This is a genomic window from Klebsiella sp. K4 (genome assembly GCF_014596785.2).
GTDB lineage: Bacteria > Pseudomonadota > Gammaproteobacteria > Enterobacterales > Enterobacteriaceae > Klebsiella > Klebsiella pneumoniae.
In genome coordinates this window covers 1,223,451-1,241,222 of sequence record NZ_CP115021.1, presented here as the reverse complement: position 1 = coordinate 1,241,222, position 17,772 = coordinate 1,223,451, and the positions used below count along the sequence as shown (strand labels likewise).

12 protein-coding genes, 1 tRNA gene and 2 rRNA genes are annotated in these 17,772 nt (G+C 56.1%); 8 read left to right on the top strand and 7 right to left on the bottom strand.

Annotated features, from left to right (window positions below):
* Nucleotides 1–201: 201 nt before the first annotated feature.
* Nucleotides 202–1,821, top strand: a complete 1,620-nt coding sequence (nadB, locus tag IB144_RS06215; RefSeq protein ID WP_004144357.1) for an L-aspartate oxidase — start codon at nt 202–204, stop codon at nt 1,819–1,821.
* On the opposite strand, the gene IB144_RS06210 is transcribed toward nadB, so the two are convergent.
* On the bottom strand, nt 1,806–2,543 hold the full coding sequence (locus IB144_RS06210; protein WP_002914079.1) for a tRNA1(Val) (adenine(37)-N6)-methyltransferase: 738 nt from the start codon (nt 2,541–2,543) through the stop codon (nt 1,806–1,808). The genes nadB and IB144_RS06210 overlap by 16 nt on opposite strands.
* A gap of 131 nt (nt 2,544–2,674) precedes the next feature.
* Here IB144_RS06210 and srmB point away from each other — a divergent pair, with 131 nt between their 5' ends.
* The gene (gene srmB, locus IB144_RS06205; RefSeq protein ID WP_002914082.1) at nt 2,675–4,006 is read left to right on the top strand and encodes an ATP-dependent RNA helicase SrmB; all 1,332 of its coding nucleotides are present in this window, start codon (nt 2,675–2,677) and stop codon (nt 4,004–4,006) included.
* Between the two features lie 45 nt (nt 4,007–4,051).
* Here srmB and grcA read toward each other — a convergent pair whose 3' ends face one another.
* Entirely contained in the window at nt 4,052–4,435 is a 384-nt protein-coding gene (grcA, locus tag IB144_RS06200) for an autonomous glycyl radical cofactor GrcA (RefSeq protein ID WP_002914084.1), read from the bottom strand.
* A 312-nt stretch (nt 4,436–4,747) separates the two neighbouring features.
* Here grcA and ung point away from each other — a divergent pair, with 312 nt between their 5' ends.
* Nucleotides 4,748–5,437, top strand: coding sequence for a uracil-DNA glycosylase (ung, locus tag IB144_RS06195; RefSeq protein WP_002914088.1), 690 nt, complete (start codon nt 4,748–4,750; stop codon nt 5,435–5,437).
* 58 nt (nt 5,438–5,495) lie between these two features.
* On the opposite strand, the gene IB144_RS06190 is transcribed toward ung, so the two are convergent.
* Nucleotides 5,496–6,581, bottom strand: coding sequence for a tRNA/rRNA methyltransferase (locus tag IB144_RS06190; RefSeq protein ID WP_002914089.1), 1,086 nt, complete (start codon nt 6,579–6,581; stop codon nt 5,496–5,498).
* A 203-nt stretch (nt 6,582–6,784) separates the two neighbouring features.
* Here IB144_RS06190 and trxC point away from each other — a divergent pair, with 203 nt between their 5' ends.
* The 5 genes from trxC (at nt 6,785) to IB144_RS06165 (ending at nt 12,505) form a co-directional block, all read left to right on the top strand.
* Complete coding sequence (gene trxC, locus IB144_RS06185; RefSeq protein WP_002914091.1) at nt 6,785–7,210, top strand: thioredoxin TrxC; 426 nt, start codon at nt 6,785–6,787, stop codon at nt 7,208–7,210.
* A gap of 69 nt (nt 7,211–7,279) precedes the next feature.
* A complete protein-coding gene (gene tapT / locus IB144_RS06180; protein ID WP_004174808.1) occupies nt 7,280–7,978 on the top strand; it encodes a tRNA-uridine aminocarboxypropyltransferase in 699 nt (232 codons plus the stop codon).
* Between the two features lie 34 nt (nt 7,979–8,012).
* Nucleotides 8,013–10,664 carry a protein lysine acetyltransferase gene (pat, locus tag IB144_RS06175; RefSeq protein ID WP_040215483.1) on the top strand — a complete coding sequence of 884 codons (2,652 nt, stop codon included), beginning with the start codon at nt 8,013–8,015 and terminating at the stop codon, nt 10,662–10,664.
* Between the two features lie 120 nt (nt 10,665–10,784).
* Nucleotides 10,785–12,140 (top strand): CDP-diacylglycerol--serine O-phosphatidyltransferase, encoded by a 1,356-nt coding sequence (pssA, locus tag IB144_RS06170; RefSeq protein WP_004180947.1) that lies wholly within the window; start codon nt 10,785–10,787, stop codon nt 12,138–12,140.
* A 41-nt stretch (nt 12,141–12,181) separates the two neighbouring features.
* Nucleotides 12,182–12,505 carry a YfiM family lipoprotein gene (locus tag IB144_RS06165; protein ID WP_004888435.1) on the top strand — a complete coding sequence of 108 codons (324 nt, stop codon included), beginning with the start codon at nt 12,182–12,184 and terminating at the stop codon, nt 12,503–12,505.
* A gap of 3 nt (nt 12,506–12,508) precedes the next feature.
* Here IB144_RS06165 and IB144_RS06160 read toward each other — a convergent pair whose 3' ends face one another.
* The 4 genes from IB144_RS06160 to IB144_RS06145 form a co-directional block, all read right to left on the bottom strand.
* Complete coding sequence (locus IB144_RS06160; RefSeq protein ID WP_023317163.1) at nt 12,509–13,807, bottom strand: MFS transporter; 1,299 nt, start codon at nt 13,805–13,807, stop codon at nt 12,509–12,511.
* 443 nt (nt 13,808–14,250) lie between these two features.
* Nucleotides 14,251–14,366 (bottom strand): 5S ribosomal RNA (gene rrf / locus IB144_RS06155).
* Between the two features lie 195 nt (nt 14,367–14,561).
* Nucleotides 14,562–17,463: ribosomal RNA gene (locus IB144_RS06150) — 23S ribosomal RNA — on the bottom strand.
* Nucleotides 17,464–17,645: 182 nt separating this feature from the next.
* Nucleotides 17,646–17,721, bottom strand: a tRNA-Glu gene (locus IB144_RS06145).
* Nucleotides 17,722–17,772 lie beyond the last annotated feature (51 nt).

Genomic DNA, 17,772 nt, shown 5'->3' with positions numbered 1-17,772 from the left:
GAAGGGTATCGTAACACGCCGTTTATTTCACTATAAAATCCAATGCCATCAACCTTCCCCGCGTCTCATTTTCAGCGCGCAAGACGCCGTTTCCGTTCGCCTTTTGTTTAGCCGTCACAACAGCAGACAAAAAAATTGTACGATTCCTCACGGACCGGTGCTATTGTGAGCTAAATGTGTTTAGTAAATTAAACAAAGACAATGAATACCACTCCTGACTTCTCTTGTGATGTGTTGATTATCGGCAGCGGCGCTGCCGGTCTTTCCCTTGCCCTGCGCCTGGCTGAGCACAGTTCGGTGACAGTGCTGAGTAAAGGGCCGATCAGCGAAGGTTCGACGTTCTACGCCCAGGGTGGGATTGCCGCCGTCTTCGATGAGACGGACAGTATTGAATCCCATGTCGAAGATACCCTCATCGCCGGCGCGGGACTCTGCGATCGTCATGCGGTCACCTTCGTCGCCAGCAACGCCCGATCATGCGTCCAGTGGCTTATCGATCAGGGAGTGCTGTTTGACACCCAGGTCCAGGCCAATGGCGAAGAGAGCTATCATCTCACGCGCGAAGGGGGGCACAGCCATCGGCGCATTCTTCACGCCGCCGACGCCACCGGCAAAGCGGTAGAGACGACGCTGGTCGATAAAGCGCTTGCCCATCCTAATATCCGCATCCTTGAGCGCAGCAATGCCGTCGATTTGATCGTATCGGATAAGATTGGCCTGCCGGGCACCCGCCGGGTGGTCGGGGCATGGATCTGGAATCGTAATAAAGAGCGGGTGGAAACCTGCAGCGCGAAAGCCGTAGTACTCGCTACCGGCGGGGCCGCGAAGGTTTATCAATATACCACTAACCCCGACGTCTCTTCCGGAGACGGGATTGCGATGGCCTGGCGGGCGGGATGTCGGGTGGCGAATCTGGAGTTTAACCAGTTCCACCCCACCGCGCTATATCACCCCCAGGCGCGTAATTTCCTGCTTACTGAAGCGCTGCGCGGCGAAGGCGCCCACCTTAAACGCCCGGATGGCACCCGCTTTATGCCGGACTTTGACGAGCGCGGCGAGCTGGCCCCGCGCGATATCGTCGCCCGCGCCATCGACCATGAAATGAAGCGCCTGGGCGTGGACTGCATGTTCCTTGATATCAGCCATAAACCCGAGGCGTTTGTTCGCCAGCATTTCCCGATGATTTATGAAAAGCTGCTCGGCCTGGGAATTGATTTAACCAAAGATCCGGTGCCGGTCGTCCCCGCCGCGCATTACACCTGCGGCGGCGTGATGGTGGATGATAATGGCCGCACCGACGTCGATGGTTTATACGCCATCGGCGAAGTCAGCTACACCGGGCTGCACGGCGCGAATCGTATGGCGTCGAACTCGTTGCTGGAGTGCCTGGTCTATGGCTGGTCCGCCGCGGAGGATATTACCCGGCGCCTGCCGCTCGCCCAGAAGGTCGCCACGCTGCCAGCATGGGATGAAAGTCAGGTGGAGATCCCGGATGAACTGGTGGTTATCCAGCACAACTGGCACGAACTGCGCCTGCTGATGTGGGATTACGTGGGGATTGTGCGCACCACCCGCAGGCTGGAGCGCGCCCTGCGGCGCATTACCATGCTCCAGCAGGAGCTGGATGAGTATTACGCCCGCTTCCGCGTCTCGAATAATTTGCTGGAACTGCGCAATCTGGTGCAGGTGGCGGAGCTTATCGTACGCTGCGCGATGTTGCGTAAGGAGAGCCGCGGTCTGCATTATACCCTCGACTATCCGCAGCCGCTGCCTGACAGCGGCCCGTCGATACTCTCGCCCCTGGCTCACATAAAGAGATAAAAGTCCTCGGTCAGAGCGGTAAAGCCTTCCGAATATTGCTGCTCTGGCCCGCGGATCGCCAGCCTGTCGCTGAAACACTCCCCTGCCGTCGGGGAGAAAGCCAGCAGCACCCGATGCGGCGGTCGCAGCTCGGTCTCCGCCACGTCAGTACGCAGTCGCAGATGCCAGCCCATCGCCCTTGCCCGTTCGATGAACGCATTACCAATATCCACTGGCAACACCACGCAAAAAAAACCTTCTTCGGTAATATGCTCTGCGGCACAGGTCAGCAGGGAGGCGTGATCGAGCGTAGTGGTGTACCGCGCCTGCTCTCGCTGCGAGGTCGCGCATGGCACGCCTTCGGCAAAAAAGGGCGGATTACTTATTATCAGTTCATAGCGTCGAGTTTGCGACGGCTGCCACTGATGAATATCGGCCTGCCAGACCTCAATCCGCGAAGCCCACGGCGACGCGAGGGCGTTTTCCCGCGCCTGAGCGGCGGCCTCTTCGTCCAGTTCGACCGCCTCGACATGCACATCATCTCCGGTACGCTGCGCGAGCATCAGCGCCAGCAGGCCGCTGCCCGCGCCAATATCCAGCACATGCTTCACTCCGGCAATCGGCGCCCAGGCGCCCAGCAAAATGCCGTCGGTACCCACCTTCATGGCGCAGCGATCGTGAGCGACAAAGAACCGTTTGAAGGTAAAACCATTGCGCGGCAGCGCAAACTTCGACTGAGACATCCTCAATAACCTTGCCGACAAAAACTCCTGAACCTAAGGCTATGCACAATACCGGAGAACAGATAGCCTTACAAACAGATGAACATTACGTCAGTAACGTCTATAATCGGCGGCCCACTCAGAGGTAGAACATGACTGTAACGACTTTTTCCGAACTTGAACTCGACGAAAACCTGCTGGAGGCCCTCCAGGATAAAGGTTTCACTCGCCCGACAGCCATTCAGGCCGCCGCTATTCCGCCTGCGCTCGATGGCCGTGACATTCTCGGTTCAGCGCCGACCGGCACCGGTAAAACGGCGGCGTATCTGCTGCCAGCGTTGCAGCACCTGCTCGATTTCCCGCGTAAGAAATCCGGCCCGCCGCGCATTCTTATCCTGACGCCGACCCGTGAGCTGGCGATGCAGGTGGCCGACCACGCCCGCGAGCTGGCGAAGCATACCCATCTGGACATTGCTACCATTACCGGCGGCGTGGCGTACATGAACCACGCGGAAGTGTTCAGCGAAAACCAGGACATCGTAGTCGCCACCACCGGTCGCCTGCTGCAATATATTAAAGAAGAGAATTTCGACTGCCGCGCCGTCGAGACCCTAATCCTCGATGAAGCCGACCGCATGCTGGATATGGGTTTTGCCCAGGATATCGAAACCATCGCCGGTGAAACTCGCTGGCGCAAGCAGACTATGCTGTTCTCAGCGACGCTGGAAGGCGATGCGATCAAAGACTTTGCTGAGCGTCTGCTGGAGGAGCCGGTTGAAGTTTCCGCCAATCCGTCAACCCGCGAGCGTAAGAAAATCCATCAGTGGTACTACCGCGCCGACGATATCGAACATAAAACCAAACTGCTGGTGAATCTGTTGCAACAGCCGGAAGCCACCCGCGCTATCGTGTTTGTGCGTAAGCGTGAGCGCGTGCATGAGCTGGCTAACTGGCTGCGTGAGGCCGGGATTAACACCTGCTGGCTGGAAGGCGAGATGGTGCAGGCCAAGCGAAACGAAGCTATCAAGCGCCTGACCGACGGCCGCGTCAACGTGCTGATCGCCACCGACGTCGCTGCCCGCGGTATCGATATTCCGGACGTCAGCCACGTCTTTAACTTCGATATGCCGCGTACCGCGGATACCTACCTGCACCGTATCGGTCGTACCGGCCGCGCCGGTAAAAAAGGGACCGCCATTTCTCTGGTCGAGGCTCATGACCACCTGCTGCTGGGTAAGATTGGTCGCTATATTGAAGAGCCGTTGAAAGCCAGAGTTATCGATGAACTGCGCCCGACGACCCGTGCGCCGAGCGAGAAGCTGACGGGTAAGCCATCGAAGAAAGTGCTGGCGAAGCGTGCGCAGAAGAAAAAAGATGAAAAAGAGAAACCGCGGGTGAAGAAGCGCCACCGCGATACGAAAAATATCGGTAAGCGCCGGAAGCCAAGCGCGGCCGGGACGCCATCAGCGTCCAGCGATGAGTAAAAAAAACGCCGGGATATCCCGGCGTTTTCACATCTGGCGTTAGCCTTACAGGCTTTCGGTGAAGGTACGGGCGATAACGTCGCGCTGCTGTTCCGGCGTCAGAGAGTTGAAGCGTACCGCGTAGCCGGAAACACGAATGGTCAGCTGCGGATATTTTTCCGGATGCTCAACCGCGTCCAGCAGGGTTTCGCGACGCAGCACGTTAACGTTCAGGTGCTGACCGCCTTCGACGCGCACTTCCGGTTTCACGTCCACCGGGATTTCACGGTATTCGATTTCACCCAGTTTGCTTACCGCAACCACATCATCTTCCGCAAAACCACCTTTGGCGCACAGGCAGCGCGCTTCGCCTTTTTCGCTATCCAGCAGCCAGAAAGAGTTGAGCAGGTCGTCGTTTGCCGCTTTAGTAATTTGGATACCAGTAATCATTTGATGCCTCCCAGGCAGTGTTTATTCGATTTTGGCCTCTTCGCGGCCAATTGGTAAAACCATTGTTGTATGAGTGTATATATATCAGCCGCACCCTCGGCATTCCTTGATATAAATCAATAAAAACCACTCACCCAACGTGGGTATAGGAGGTTTTTATTGTTTTACATCAAGTTACGCCATTGTGAGCTATAAATAATTTTGTAAATTTTCAATTTTTTTTGCATAAAAGCCGGCATCAGGCCGTGCCGATTTTGTTCTATAGAAAGAAGCCGTTAAGCTATAGCGATGACCCTTTTGCAGGAGAGCAAGATGACCACCCCTTTAACCTGGCATGACGTGCTGGCGGATGAAAAGCAACAACCCTATTTTCTCAATACTCTGAAGACCGTCGCCGAAGAGCGCCAGTCCGGGATCACCATCTATCCACCGCAAAAAGACGTCTTCAATGCGTTTCGCTTTACTGAACTGGGCGATGTCAAAGTCGTCATTCTCGGCCAGGACCCCTATCACGGCCCGGGTCAGGCCCACGGTCTGGCGTTCTCAGTTCGTCCGGGCGTCGCGATCCCGCCTTCGTTGCTGAATATGTATAAAGAGCTGGAGGCCACGATCCCCGGCTTTACCCGCCCCACCCACGGTTATCTCGAAAGCTGGGCACGACAGGGCGTGCTGCTGCTGAATACGGTCCTGACCGTCCGCGCCGGACAGGCGCACTCGCACGCCAGTCTGGGCTGGGAGACCTTTACCGATAAGGTTATCGCTTTAATCAATGAGCATTGCGAGGGAGTAGTTTTTCTGCTGTGGGGCTCCCATGCGCAGAAGAAAGGCGCGATTATCGATCGTCAGCGCCACTGCGTGCTGAAGGCGCCGCATCCATCACCGCTCTCTGCGCATCGCGGCTTCTTTGGCTGCAACCATTTCGTACAGACCAACCAGTGGCTGGTTGACCGCGGCGAAACGCCGATCGACTGGATGCCGGTCCTTCCCGCTGAAAGCGAGTGATTGACAGCCATAAAAAAAAGCCAGCATCAGCTGGCTTTTTTGCATTCAGGCAGGCGAATCACGCCTTGTTCTGACGCCACCATTCCGCCAGCAGGACGCCGGTCGCCACAGAGACGTTCAGGCTTTCGACGTTGCCGGTACCGTCGATGGCAACGCTGAGATCGGCGCTGGAAATCGCCGCATCGGACAGACCATCACGTTCCTGGCCTAACGCCAGCACCATTTTCTTCGGCAGCTCGGCTTTAAACAGCGGGGTACCATTATGGCTGGACGTTGAGACAATCGCGTAGCCCGCTTTGCGGAACTGATCGAGGGTATCGATAAAGCTGTCGCCAGTGATCGGTTCAACATGCTCCGCGCCGCCCTCCGCCGTACGGATCGCCGCCCCGGACTCCAGCACGCCAGCATCCTGAACCACCACGCCCTTCACGCCAAAGTGCGCGCAGCTACGCATGATCGCCCCGAGATTATGTGGGTTACCCACATCTTCCAGCGCCAGAACGCAATCTTCTTCCCCGGCCTTCGCGACCCATTGAGCAACAGAAGTGCCGTGGCGTTTTTTGATCAGGAAGCAGACGCCGCCGTGGTGCTCGGTGCCGGAGGCTTTCGCCAGCTCGGCTTCGTCCACCACGTGATAGGCCTTACGGTTGGCCGCCATCCAGCGCAGCGCCTCTTTAAAGCGCGGCGTCACGCTCTGAATAAACCAGGCGCGAACGATAGCTTCCGGACGGCTCTGGAACAGCGCCTGGCAGGCGTTTTCGCCATATACGCGGGTCTCTTCCGCACGCTGACGACGCAGCACTTCCGGATCGATAAAGCTCTTCCCGCTGATCCCGCCGTGATCTTCTTTTACCGGCGTCTCATCGCCAGGAGCGCGGGAAACGGTACGCCACGGAGACGCATCGTCGCGATGAAAATCATCGCGTTTGCGATCGTCACGCTTACGGTCGTCACGTTTGCGATCGTCGCCGCGGCTGTTTCGTTCGTCACGCGCAGGGCGGCTGCGGCCGTCAACACGAGATTTTCCTGGACGACCTCCCCCTTTCCCGGTACGTGGGTTATGGGTGCGTTTGTCAGAATCATCATCACTGCGGACATACATCACTTTGACCTTGCCGCTTTTATTTTTCAGTTCGTCGCTCATCAATTTTCTCCACCTGCGCTGCGCGAAGCGCGCAGATTACCCGATGTGCCATCGCTTCGCCATGATTTCGTTTAAAAGCCGGCCTCTATTGCACTCATCGAACAAAACGCATTGTCCTCAAATAACACTTCATCGATAATATGTAACATCACAGAAACATATCGGCCACGTGCCACGTTGCAACCCATAACCAGAGGTTAGTTATGAATACCGTTTGTGCCAGTTGTCAGGCTCTGAACCGCCTCCCGGACGATCGTAGCGCGGATGGCGCAAAGTGCGGACGCTGCGGTCACGATCTTTTTGACGGCGACGTCATCAACGCGACCGGGGCAACGCTGGATAAACTCTTGAAGGACGATCTGCCGGTCGTTGTCGATTTCTGGGCGCCATGGTGCGGCCCCTGCCGTAGCTTCGCGCCGATCTTTGAAGACGTCGCGGAAGAGCGTAGCGGGAAGATGCGTTTTGTGAAAGTCAACACCGAAGCGGAACGTGAGCTTAGCGCCCGGTTTCGTATCCGCAGCATCCCGACCATTATGATGTTCAAAAATGGCGAAGTGATCGACATGCTCAATGGCGCAGTGCCAAAAGCGCCATTCGATAGCTGGCTTAACGAAGCCGGCCAACAATAACCCTTCCGGGGCACCGCTTGTGCCCCGTTTTCACCTCTGCGACAATAGCGTTTTTCACTAGCGACTCCCATGACTGATAACGCTGTCCTTCGCCTGCGCGCCGAACGTCTCGCGCGAGCTACCCGCCCTTTCCTTGCGCGCGGCAATCGCATCCGCCGCTGCCAGCGCTGTCTGCTGCCGCTCAAGCAGTGCCTGTGCGCCACGTTAACCTCGGCGCAGGCCGCCAGCCGCTTCTGCCTGGTGATGTTTGATACGGAACCGATGAAGCCCAGCAACACTGGCCGGCTCATCGCCGATATTCTGCCAGATACCGAAGCGTTTCAGTGGTCGCGTACCGAACCGCCGCAGGCGCTGCTCGATCTGGTCGCCCATCCTGATTATCAGCCCATGGTCGTATTTCCGGCCTCCTATGCCGGGCCGGAGCGCCAGGTCCTGAGCGCGCCGCCGTCCGGTAAACCGCCGCTGTTTATCATGCTCGACGGCACCTGGACCGAAGCGCGCAAAATGTTCCGTAAGAGTCCTTATCTCGACGCGCTGCCGATTATCTCCGTCGATCTGTCGCGCATCTCTGCCTACCATCTGCGCGAGGCGCACGCCGACGGACAATATTGTACCGCGGAAGTGGCCATCGCCCTGCTGGATCTGGCGGGCGATGCCCCGGCCGCCGCTGCGCTTGGCGAGCACTTCACCCGCTTCCGGACCCGCTATCTGGCGGGAAAAACCCAGCATAAGGGCAGTATCACAGCGGGCCAGGTGGAAAACGTTTAAAATCATTCGGTCACTGGGATGAAAGGAGACCGGTATGAGCCAACGAGGTCTGGAAGCGCTGCTGCGACCAAAGTCCATCGCCGTTATTGGCGCATCAATGAAGCCGCAGCGCGCTGGCTATCTCATGATGCGCAACCTGTTAGCCGGCGGCTTCAATGGCCCGGTGATGCCGGTCACCCCCGCCTGGAAGGCGGTTCTTGGGGTACTGGCATGGCCTACCATCGAGAGCCTGCCGTTTACCCCGGATCTGGCGGTGCTCTGTACTAACGCCAGGCGTAATCGCGAATTGCTCGAAGCCTTAGGGCAAAAAGGCTGCAAGACCTGCATCATCCTCTCTTCGCAGCCGGAACAGTACCCGGCGCTGCTCGAATGCGCCGCGCGCTATCAGATGCGTCTGCTCGGCCCCAACAGTCTCGGACTGCTGGCCCCATGGCAAGGGCTGAACGCCAGCTTTTCACCGGTGCCGATCCATCGCGGTAAACTGGCCTTTATCTCGCAGTCGGCCGCCGTCTCCAATACTATCCTTGACTGGGCGCAACAGCGCGAGATGGGTTTTTCCTACTTCATCGCCCTGGGCGATAGCCTGGATATTGATGTCGATGACCTGCTGGACTTTCTGGCCCGCGACAGCAAGACCAGCGCCATTTTGCTGTACCTCGAGCATCTCAGCGACGCGCGCCGCTTTGTCTCCGCCGCGCGCAGCGCTTCGCGAAACAAACCTATCCTGGTGATTAAAAGCGGCCGTAGTCCGGCGGCGCAAAAGCTATTGCACGCCAATTCCGGGATGGACCCGGCATGGGATGCGGCCATTCAGCGCGCTGGTCTGCTGCGGGTGCAGGATACCCATGAGCTGTTCTCTGCGGTGGAAACCCTCAGCCACATGCGCCCGCTGCGCGGTGAAAAACTGATGATCGTCAGCAACGGTGCGGCGCCGGCGGCGCTGGCGCTGGATGAGCTTTGGTTGCGAAACGGTAAGCTGGCGGCTCTCAGCGAGGAGACGCGCGACGCCCTGCGCCAGGCGTTGCCGGTTGGCGTGGAGATCGCCAACCCGCTGGATCTACGCGATGACGCCAGTAGCGAACACTATCAGCGGGCGGTGAATGTTTTGCTCAACAGTCAGGACTATGACGCGCTGCTGGTGATCCACTCTCCCAGCGCCGCCGCGCCGGGCACCGAGAGTGCCCTGGCCCTGATTGACGCTCTGAAGCATCACCCACGCGGTAAATATGTCACCGTGCTGACCAACTGGTGCGGCGAATTTTCCTCGCAGGAAGCGCGACGTTTATTCAGCGATGCCGGCCTCCCTACCTACCGTACGCCAGAGGGCACGATCACCGCTTTTATGCATATGGTGGAATACCGTCGCAACCAGAAACAACTGCGCGAGACGCCGGTGCTACCAGACTCCTTAACCGCCAATACCAGCGAGGCGCATGCTCTGCTGCAGCAAGCGATAGGTGACGGCGCCACCACGCTGGATACTCACGAGGTCAGCCCGGTGCTTCGGGCCTATGGCATCCACACGCTGCCAACCTGGATTGCCGCTGACAGCGCGGAAGCGGTGCATATCGCTGAGCAGATAGGCTATCCGGTTGCGCTGAAGCTGCGTTCTCCGGATATCCCGCACAAATCGGAAGTACAGGGGGTCATGCTCTATTTGCGTACCGCCGCCGAGGTGCAGCAGGCTGCAGATGCGATGATCGATCGCGTCAAACTGGCCTGGCCCCAGGCGCGCATCCATGGATTGCTGGTGCAAAGCATGGCCAATCGCGCTGGCGCCCAGGAGCTAAGAGTAGTGGTTGAGCACGATCCCGTCTTCGGCCCGTTGATTATGCTGGGCGAGGGCGGCGTGGAGTGGCGGGCCGAGGACCAGGCCGCCGTGGCGCTGCCGCCGCTGAATATGAACCTGGCGCGTTATCTGGTGATCCAGGCGATCAAAAATAAGAAGATCCGCGGCCGCAGCGCCTTGCGCCCGCTGGATATCGCTGGCTTAAGCCAGCTGCTGGTTCAGGTCTCGAACCTGATCGTCGACTGCCCGGAGATCCAGCGCCTGGATATTCATCCCCTGCTCGCCTCCGGCAACGAGTTTACGGCGCTGGACGTTACCCTGGGGCTTGCTCCCTTCAGCGGCGACAGTGAAAGCCGTCTCGCTATTCGTCCCTATCCGCACCAACTGGAGGAGTGGGTGGTGATGAAAAATGGCGATCGCTGTCTGTTCCGGCCGATCCTCCCGGAAGATGAGCCACAGTTGCTCGCATTTATCGCCCAGGTCACCAAAGAAGATCTCTATTATCGCTATTTTAGTGAGATCAACGAATTTACCCATGACGACTTAGCCAATATGACCCAGATCGACTACGATCGAGAAATGGCGTTCGTTGCCGTCAGGACCAGCGCAGAGAAGAGCGAGATCCTCGGCGTGACGCGGGCGATCTCCGATCCCGATAATATTGACGCCGAGTTTGCCGTTCTGGTCCGTTCAGATTTAAAAGGGTTAGGCCTGGGGCGAAGGTTGCTGGAAAAGCTGATCGCCTATACGCAAAGCCATGGCCTGCGGCGCCTTAATGGTATTACGATGCCAAATAACCGAGGCATGATAGGCCTCGCCAGAAAGCTGGGATTCACCGTCGATATTCAGCTGGAAGATGGGATTGTCAGCCTGTCGCTGCCCCTGAATCAGGGATAATCGCGCGACGCTGACCGCAATTGTTGACCACATTAGCGGGTAGTAATGGTATTATTGCCCGCTTACGTCGTCTGCATGGTACAGAAGACCCTTCAATAAACAGAGAAGAAACGCACTGTGATGTTGTCAAAATTTAAGCGTAATAAACATCAACAACACCTTGCCCAACTCCCTAAGCTTTCTCAGTCAGTTGATGATGTAGAGTTCTTTTACGCCCCTGCGGAATTCAGGGAAGCGTTACTGACCCGGATTGCCCACGCCACTCAGCGTATATGCATTATTGCGCTCTATCTGGAGCAAGATGATGGCGGAAAAGGAATTTTGCAGGCCCTTTATGACGCCAAACGCCAGCGTCCGGAACTGGATGTCCGCGTTCTGGTGGACTGGCACCGCGCTCAGCGTGGCCGTATCGGCGCCGCCGCCTCTAATACCAATGCCGACTGGTATTGTCGGATGGCCAATGAAAATCCAGGGGTAGATATCCCCGTTTACGGCGTGCCGATTAACACTCGGGAGGCGCTCGGCGTTCTCCATTTCAAAGGCTTTATTATTGATGACTGCGTCCTCTACAGCGGCGCCAGCCTGAATGATGTTTATCTGCATCAGCATGATAAGTATCGCTATGATCGCTATCAGTGCATCCGTAACGGCAAAATGGCGGACATCATGTTCGACTGGGTCGACAACAATCTGGTTCAGGGGCGCGGCGTTAACCGTCTCGACAGACCGGATCGGCCAAAAAGCCCGGAAATCAAAAACGACATTCGCCAGTACCGTCAGGAGCTCCGCGACCGCAGCTACCATTTTGTCGGCACCGCTGGTGACGAAGAACTCTCCGTCACCCCGCTGGTAGGCCTGGGTAAATCGAGCCTGCTGAATAAAACCATCTTTCACCTGATGCCCTGTGCCGAACACAAGCTGACGATCTGCACCCCCTACTTCAACCTCCCTGCCGTACTGGTAAGAAATATCATCCAGCTGCTGCGCGACGGAAAACAGGTGGAGATTATTGTCGGCGATAAAACGGCTAACGATTTCTACATTCCTGAAGATCAGCCGTTTAAAATCATCGGTGCCCTTCCCTATCTGTATGAGATCAACCTGCGGCGTTTCCTCAGCCGGCTGCAGTATTATGTCAATACCGATCAGCTGATCGTCCGCCTGTGGAAGGATGACGATAACAGCTACCACCTGAAAGGCATGTGGGTTGACGATGAGTGGATGCTGCTCACTGGCAACAACCTGAACCCGCGCGCCTGGCGGCTCGATCTGGAAAACGCCATTCTGATCCACGATCCAAAGCGGCAGCTGGGGGCCATGCGGGAGAAAGAGCTGAAGCTCATCCGCACCCACACCACGGTAGTGAAACATTATCGGGATCTGCAAAGTATCGCCGACTATCCGGTGAAAGTGCGAAAACTGATCCGCCGCCTGCGGCGGATCCGCATTGACCGGCTGATCAGCCGTATTCTCTGACTATCAGCCCCGCCTCGACGGGGCTTTTTTCTGGAAGTGCTATGCGTACGATATTAGTGATTGCTTCGCTGCTGTTAACCGGCTGCAGCCACATGGCAAATGATGCATGGTCCGGTCAGGACAAAGCCCAGCATTTTCTGGCCTCAGCGATGCTCTCTGCCGCTGGCAATGAATATGCGCAACATCAGGGTTACAGCCGGGACCGCAGCGCCGCTATCGGCCTGATGTTTTCCGTCAGCCTTGGCGCCTCAAAAGAGCTTTGGGACAGCCGCCCGGCTGGGAGCGGCTGGAGCTGGAAGGATTTTGCCTGGGATGTCGCCGGCGCGACCACCGGCTACGCTGTATGGCAGTTGGCTCATCAGTAAGCGTTACAGACGCAACCCCTTCCCTTTGCGATGCAACATCAGGGAGACAAGGAAGGCAATGGCGGCCATCACCGTCACATACCAGTAGAACGCGTGCTCTATCCCTGCCGACTTAAGCGACAGCGCGACGTACTCCGCAGAGCCGCCGAACAATGCGTTCGCGACGGCATAGGACAACCCGACCCCAAGCGCGCGAACCTGAGCCGGGAACATCTCTGCTTTCAGGATGCCGCTGATCGAGGTATAGAAACTAACAATCAGTAAGGCGCAGATCACCAGGCCGAAGGCGGCATAGGGTGAGCTCACTTTTTGCAAGGCGCTGAGAATAGGCACGGTAAATAACGTCGCCAGCACGCCAAAGCACAGCATGGAGGTCCGGCGGCCAACTTTATCCGAGAAGGCGCCGAATAGCGGCTGAACCAGCATATAAACGAACAGCGCCGCGGTCATGATCACGCTGGCGGTGCTGGCCGTCATGCCCGCCGTGTTGACCAGATACTTTTGCATATAGGTGGTGAAGGTGTAGAAGGTCAGCGATCCGGCGGCGGTAAAGCCTAACACCATCGCAAAGGCCCGGCGATTGCGCCACAACCCTTTAAATGAGCCAGCCTCTTTCAGCGCCCGGGTCTCCTGCTTCGAGGTTTCGTCCAGCTGGCGACGCAGCCACAGCGCGACGATAGCCAGTACCGCCCCGAGGGCAAAAGGAATACGCCATCCCCAGGCATGGAGATCTTCATCGCTAAGCACCTGCTGGAGCGCCACAACCACTAATACAGCCAGCAGTTGACCACCAATCAGCGTAACGTACTGGAAGGAGGCATAGAAGCCTTTCTTACCCTCCACCGCGACTTCACTCATATAGGTCGCACTGGTGCCGTATTCTCCGCCAACAGACAGCCCCTGGAACAGACGCGCCAGCAGCAGCAGCGCCGGGGCCCAGGTGCCGATCACCGCATAACCCGGCAGACAAGCAATCACCAGTGAGCCAAAGCACATCATGCAGACCGAGATAAGCATGGACGTTTTACGTCCCCGGCGGTCAGCGATCCGACCAAACAGCCATCCACCGATAGGACGCATCAGAAATCCGGCGGCAAATACGCCTGCCGTTTGCAGCAGTTGGGTGGTGGTATTTCCGGCTGGAAAGAAGATGTGCGCGAAATAGAGCGAGCAGAATGAGTAAACGTAAAAATCAAACCATTCAACCAGATTCCCCGAGGAAGCGCCAACAATTGCCCAAATACGACGACGGGTATCGGCCAGTTCCGGCGCGCCCCGTTCGGTAATGCTACTTTCTGTCATTGTTATATTGCTCCAGCAAAGACTGCAATCTGTCTTGTCGGGCGTACCACGTCACGCAGACAAATTAATTAGTAAACTAAATGTTATATAATTGTTATATTTTTATATGTGATTGGATTCACATTTTTTTTCGCAAGCACGGTTTTCGCGATCATCGCCAGCGCAGGGGCAGGGAAAAAGTGGATTATGGCGAAGGGATTGCCATGACGGGGTTTTATTTTGCGTTGAAAGGAGATAATGGAGCGAACATGGCGTAATTTTCGCCGGAGGCGGTGCTGCGCACTTTGTCCGGGGTACGCTTTTGTAGCCCCGGTAAGCGCAGCGCCACCGGGGGGAGATATACCCCACACAGCAAAAAACCCCGCACCTTTCGGGACGGGGTTCTTTTTAAACGCAAAAACAAAAAGCCCGGTCTTTCGACCGGGCTTTCTGCTTTATTTGATGCCTGGCAGTTCCCTACTCTCACATGGGGAGACCCCACACTACCATCGGCGCTACGGCGTTTCACTTCTGAGTTCGGCATGGGGTCAGGTGGGACCACCGCGCTAGTGCCGCCAGGCAAATTCTTTGTGCTCAGTACGCAATTCTTTATCGCATCAGCTGCGTTGCCTGCGCTCGTAAAGTCAGTCACATACTTCAGTATGCTCCTTCCTTTCCGTCGCTTGTCGCCTTGCTGCTGCGCAAATTATTGCGTACTCAACTCTGAATCTAAGCTGAAAATTCTCTCAAATCGCCAAAACATCTTCGGCGTTGTAAGGTTAAGCCTCACGGTTCATTAGTACCGGTTAGCTCAACGCATCGCTGCGCTTACACACCCGGCCTATCAACGTCGTCGTCTTCAACGTTCCTTCAGGAGACTTAAAGTCTCAGGGAGAACTCATCTCGGGGCAAGTTTCGTGCTTAGATGCTTTCAGCACTTATCTCTTCCGCATTTAGCTACCGGGCAGTGCCATTGGCATGACAACCCGAACACCAGTGATGCGTCCACTCCGGTCCTCTCGTACTAGGAGCAGCCCCCCTCAATTCTCCAGCGCCCACGGCAGATAGGGACCGAACTGTCTCACGACGTTCTAAACCCAGCTCGCGTACCACTTTAAATGGCGAACAGCCATACCCTTGGGACCTACTTCAGCCCCAGGATGTGATGAGCCGACATCGAGGTGCCAAACACCGCCGTCGATATGAACTCTTGGGCGGTATCAGCCTGTTATCCCCGGAGTACCTTTTATCCGTTGAGCGATGGCCCTTCCATTCAGAACCACCGGATCACTATGACCTGCTTTCGCACCTGCTCGCGCCGTCACGCTCGCAGTCAAGCTAGCTTATGCCATTGCACTAACCTCCTGATGTCCGACCAGGATTAGCTAACCTTCGTGCTCCTCCGTTACGCTTTGGGAGGAGACCGCCCCAGTCAAACTACCCACCAGACACTGTCCGCAACCCCGGTCAGGGGCCAACGTTAGAACATCAAACATTAAAGGGTGGTATTTCAAGGTTGGCTCCACGCAGACTGGCGTCCACGCTTCAAAGCCTCCCACCTATCCTACACATCAAGGCTCAATGTTCAGTGTCAAGCTATAGTAAAGGTTCACGGGGTCTTTCCGTCTTGCCGCGGGTACACTGCATCTTCACAGCGAGTTCAATTTCACTGAGTCTCGGGTGGAGACAGCCTGGCCATCATTACGCCATTCGTGCAGGTCGGAACTTACCCGACAAGGAATTTCGCTACCTTAGGACCGTTATAGTTACGGCCGCCGTTTACCGGGGCTTCGATCAAGAGCTTCTCCTTACGGATAACCCCATCAATTAACCTTCCGGCACCGGGCAGGCGTCACACCGTATACGTCCACTTTCGTGTTTGCACAGTGCTGTGTTTTTAATAAACAGTTGCAGCCAGCTGGTATCTTCGACTGGTCTCAGCTCCATCCGCAGGGACTTCACCTACACACCAGCGTGCCTTCTCCCGAAGTTACGGCACCATTTTGCCTAGTTCCTTCACCCGAGTTCTCTCAAGCGCCTTGGTATTCTCTACCTGACCACCTGTGTCGGTTTGGGGTACGATTTGATGTTACCTGATGCTTAGAGGCTTTTCCTGGAAGCAGGGCATTTGTTACTTCAGCACCGTAGTGCCTCGTCATCACACCTCAGCCTTGATTATCCGGATTTGCCTGGATAACCAGCCTACATGCTTAAACCGGGACAACCGTCGCCCGGCTAACATAGCCTTCTCCGTCCCCCCTTCGCAGTAACACCAAGTACAGGAATATTAACCTGTTTCCCATCGACTACGCCTTTCGGCCTCGCCTTAGGGGTCGACTCACCCTGCCCCGATTAACGTTGGACAGGAACCCTTGGTCTTCCGGCGAGCGGGCTTTTCACCCGCTTTATCGTTACTTATGTCAGCATTCGCACTTCTGATACCTCCAGCATGCCTCACAGCACACCTTCGCAGGCTTACAGAACGCTCCCCTACCCAACAACACATCGTGTCGCTGCCGCAGCTTCGGTGCATGGTTTAGCCCCGTTACATCTTCCGCGCAGGCCGACTCGACCAGTGAGCTATTACGCTTTCTTTAAATGATGGCTGCTTCTAAGCCAACATCCTGGCTGTCTGTGCCTTCCCACATCGTTTCCCACTTAACCATGACTTTGGGACCTTAGCTGGCGGTCTGGGTTGTTTCCCTCTTCACGACGGACGTTAGCACCCGCCGTGTGTCTCCCGTGATAACATTCTTCGGTATTCGTAGTTTGCATCGGGTTGGTAAGTCGGGATGACCCCCTAGCCGAAACAGTGCTCTACCCCCGAAGATGAATTCACGAGGCGCTACCTAAATAGCTTTCGGGGAGAACCAGCTATCTCCCGGTTTGATTGGCCTTTCACCCCCAGCCACAAGTCATCCGCTAATTTTTCAACATTAGTCGGTTCGGTCCTCCAGTTAGTGTTACCCAACCTTCAACCTGCCCATGGCTAGATCACCGGGTTTCGGGTCTATACCCTGCAACTTAACGCCCAGTTAAGACTCGGTTTCCCTGCGGCTCCCCTATACGGTTAACCTTGCTACAGAATATAAGTCGCTGACCCATTATACAAAAGGTACGCAGTCACACCCGAAGGTGCTCCCACTGCTTGTACGTACACGGTTTCAGGTTCTTTTTCACTCCCCTCGCCGGGGTTCTTTTCGCCTTTCCCTCACGGTACTGGTTCACTATCGGTCAGTCAGGAGTATTTAGCCTTGGAGGATGGTCCCCCCATATTCAGACAGGATACCACGTGTCCCGCCCTACTCTTCGAGTTCACAACCTGTGCATTTTGGTGTACGGGACTATCACCCTGTACCGTCGGACTTTCCAGACCGTTCCACTAACACACAAGCTGATTCAGACTCTGGGCTGCTCCCCGTTCGCTCGCCGCTACTGGGGGAATCTCGGTTGATTTCTTTTCCTCGGGGTACTTAGATGTTTCAGTTCCCCCGGTTCGCCTCGTTAACCTATGTATTCAGTTAACGATAGTGCAACGAATTGCACTGGGTTTCCCCATTCGGACATCGCCGGCTATAACGGTTCATATCACCTTACCGACGCTTTTCGCAGATTAGCACGTCCTTCATCGCCTCTGACTGCCAGGGCATCCACCGTGTACGCTTAGTCGCTTAACCTCACAACCCGAAGATGTTTCACTTCTGATTGCGAAAATTTGAGAGACTCGAACACACATTAACTGTGTGTCGTTTCAATTTTCAGCTTGATCCAGATTTTTAAAGAGCAAATATCTCAAACGTCACCCGAAGATGAGTTTTGAGATACATCGGCACGCGTCTTTCACTCACGAACCAGCAAGTGGCGTCCCCTAGGGGATTCGAACCCCTGTTACCGCCGTGAAAGGGCGGTGTCCTGGGCCTCTAGACGAAGGGGACACTGAAGTCTCAATCGCAAGACGCCTTGCTTCTTTACGTTCATCAGACAAT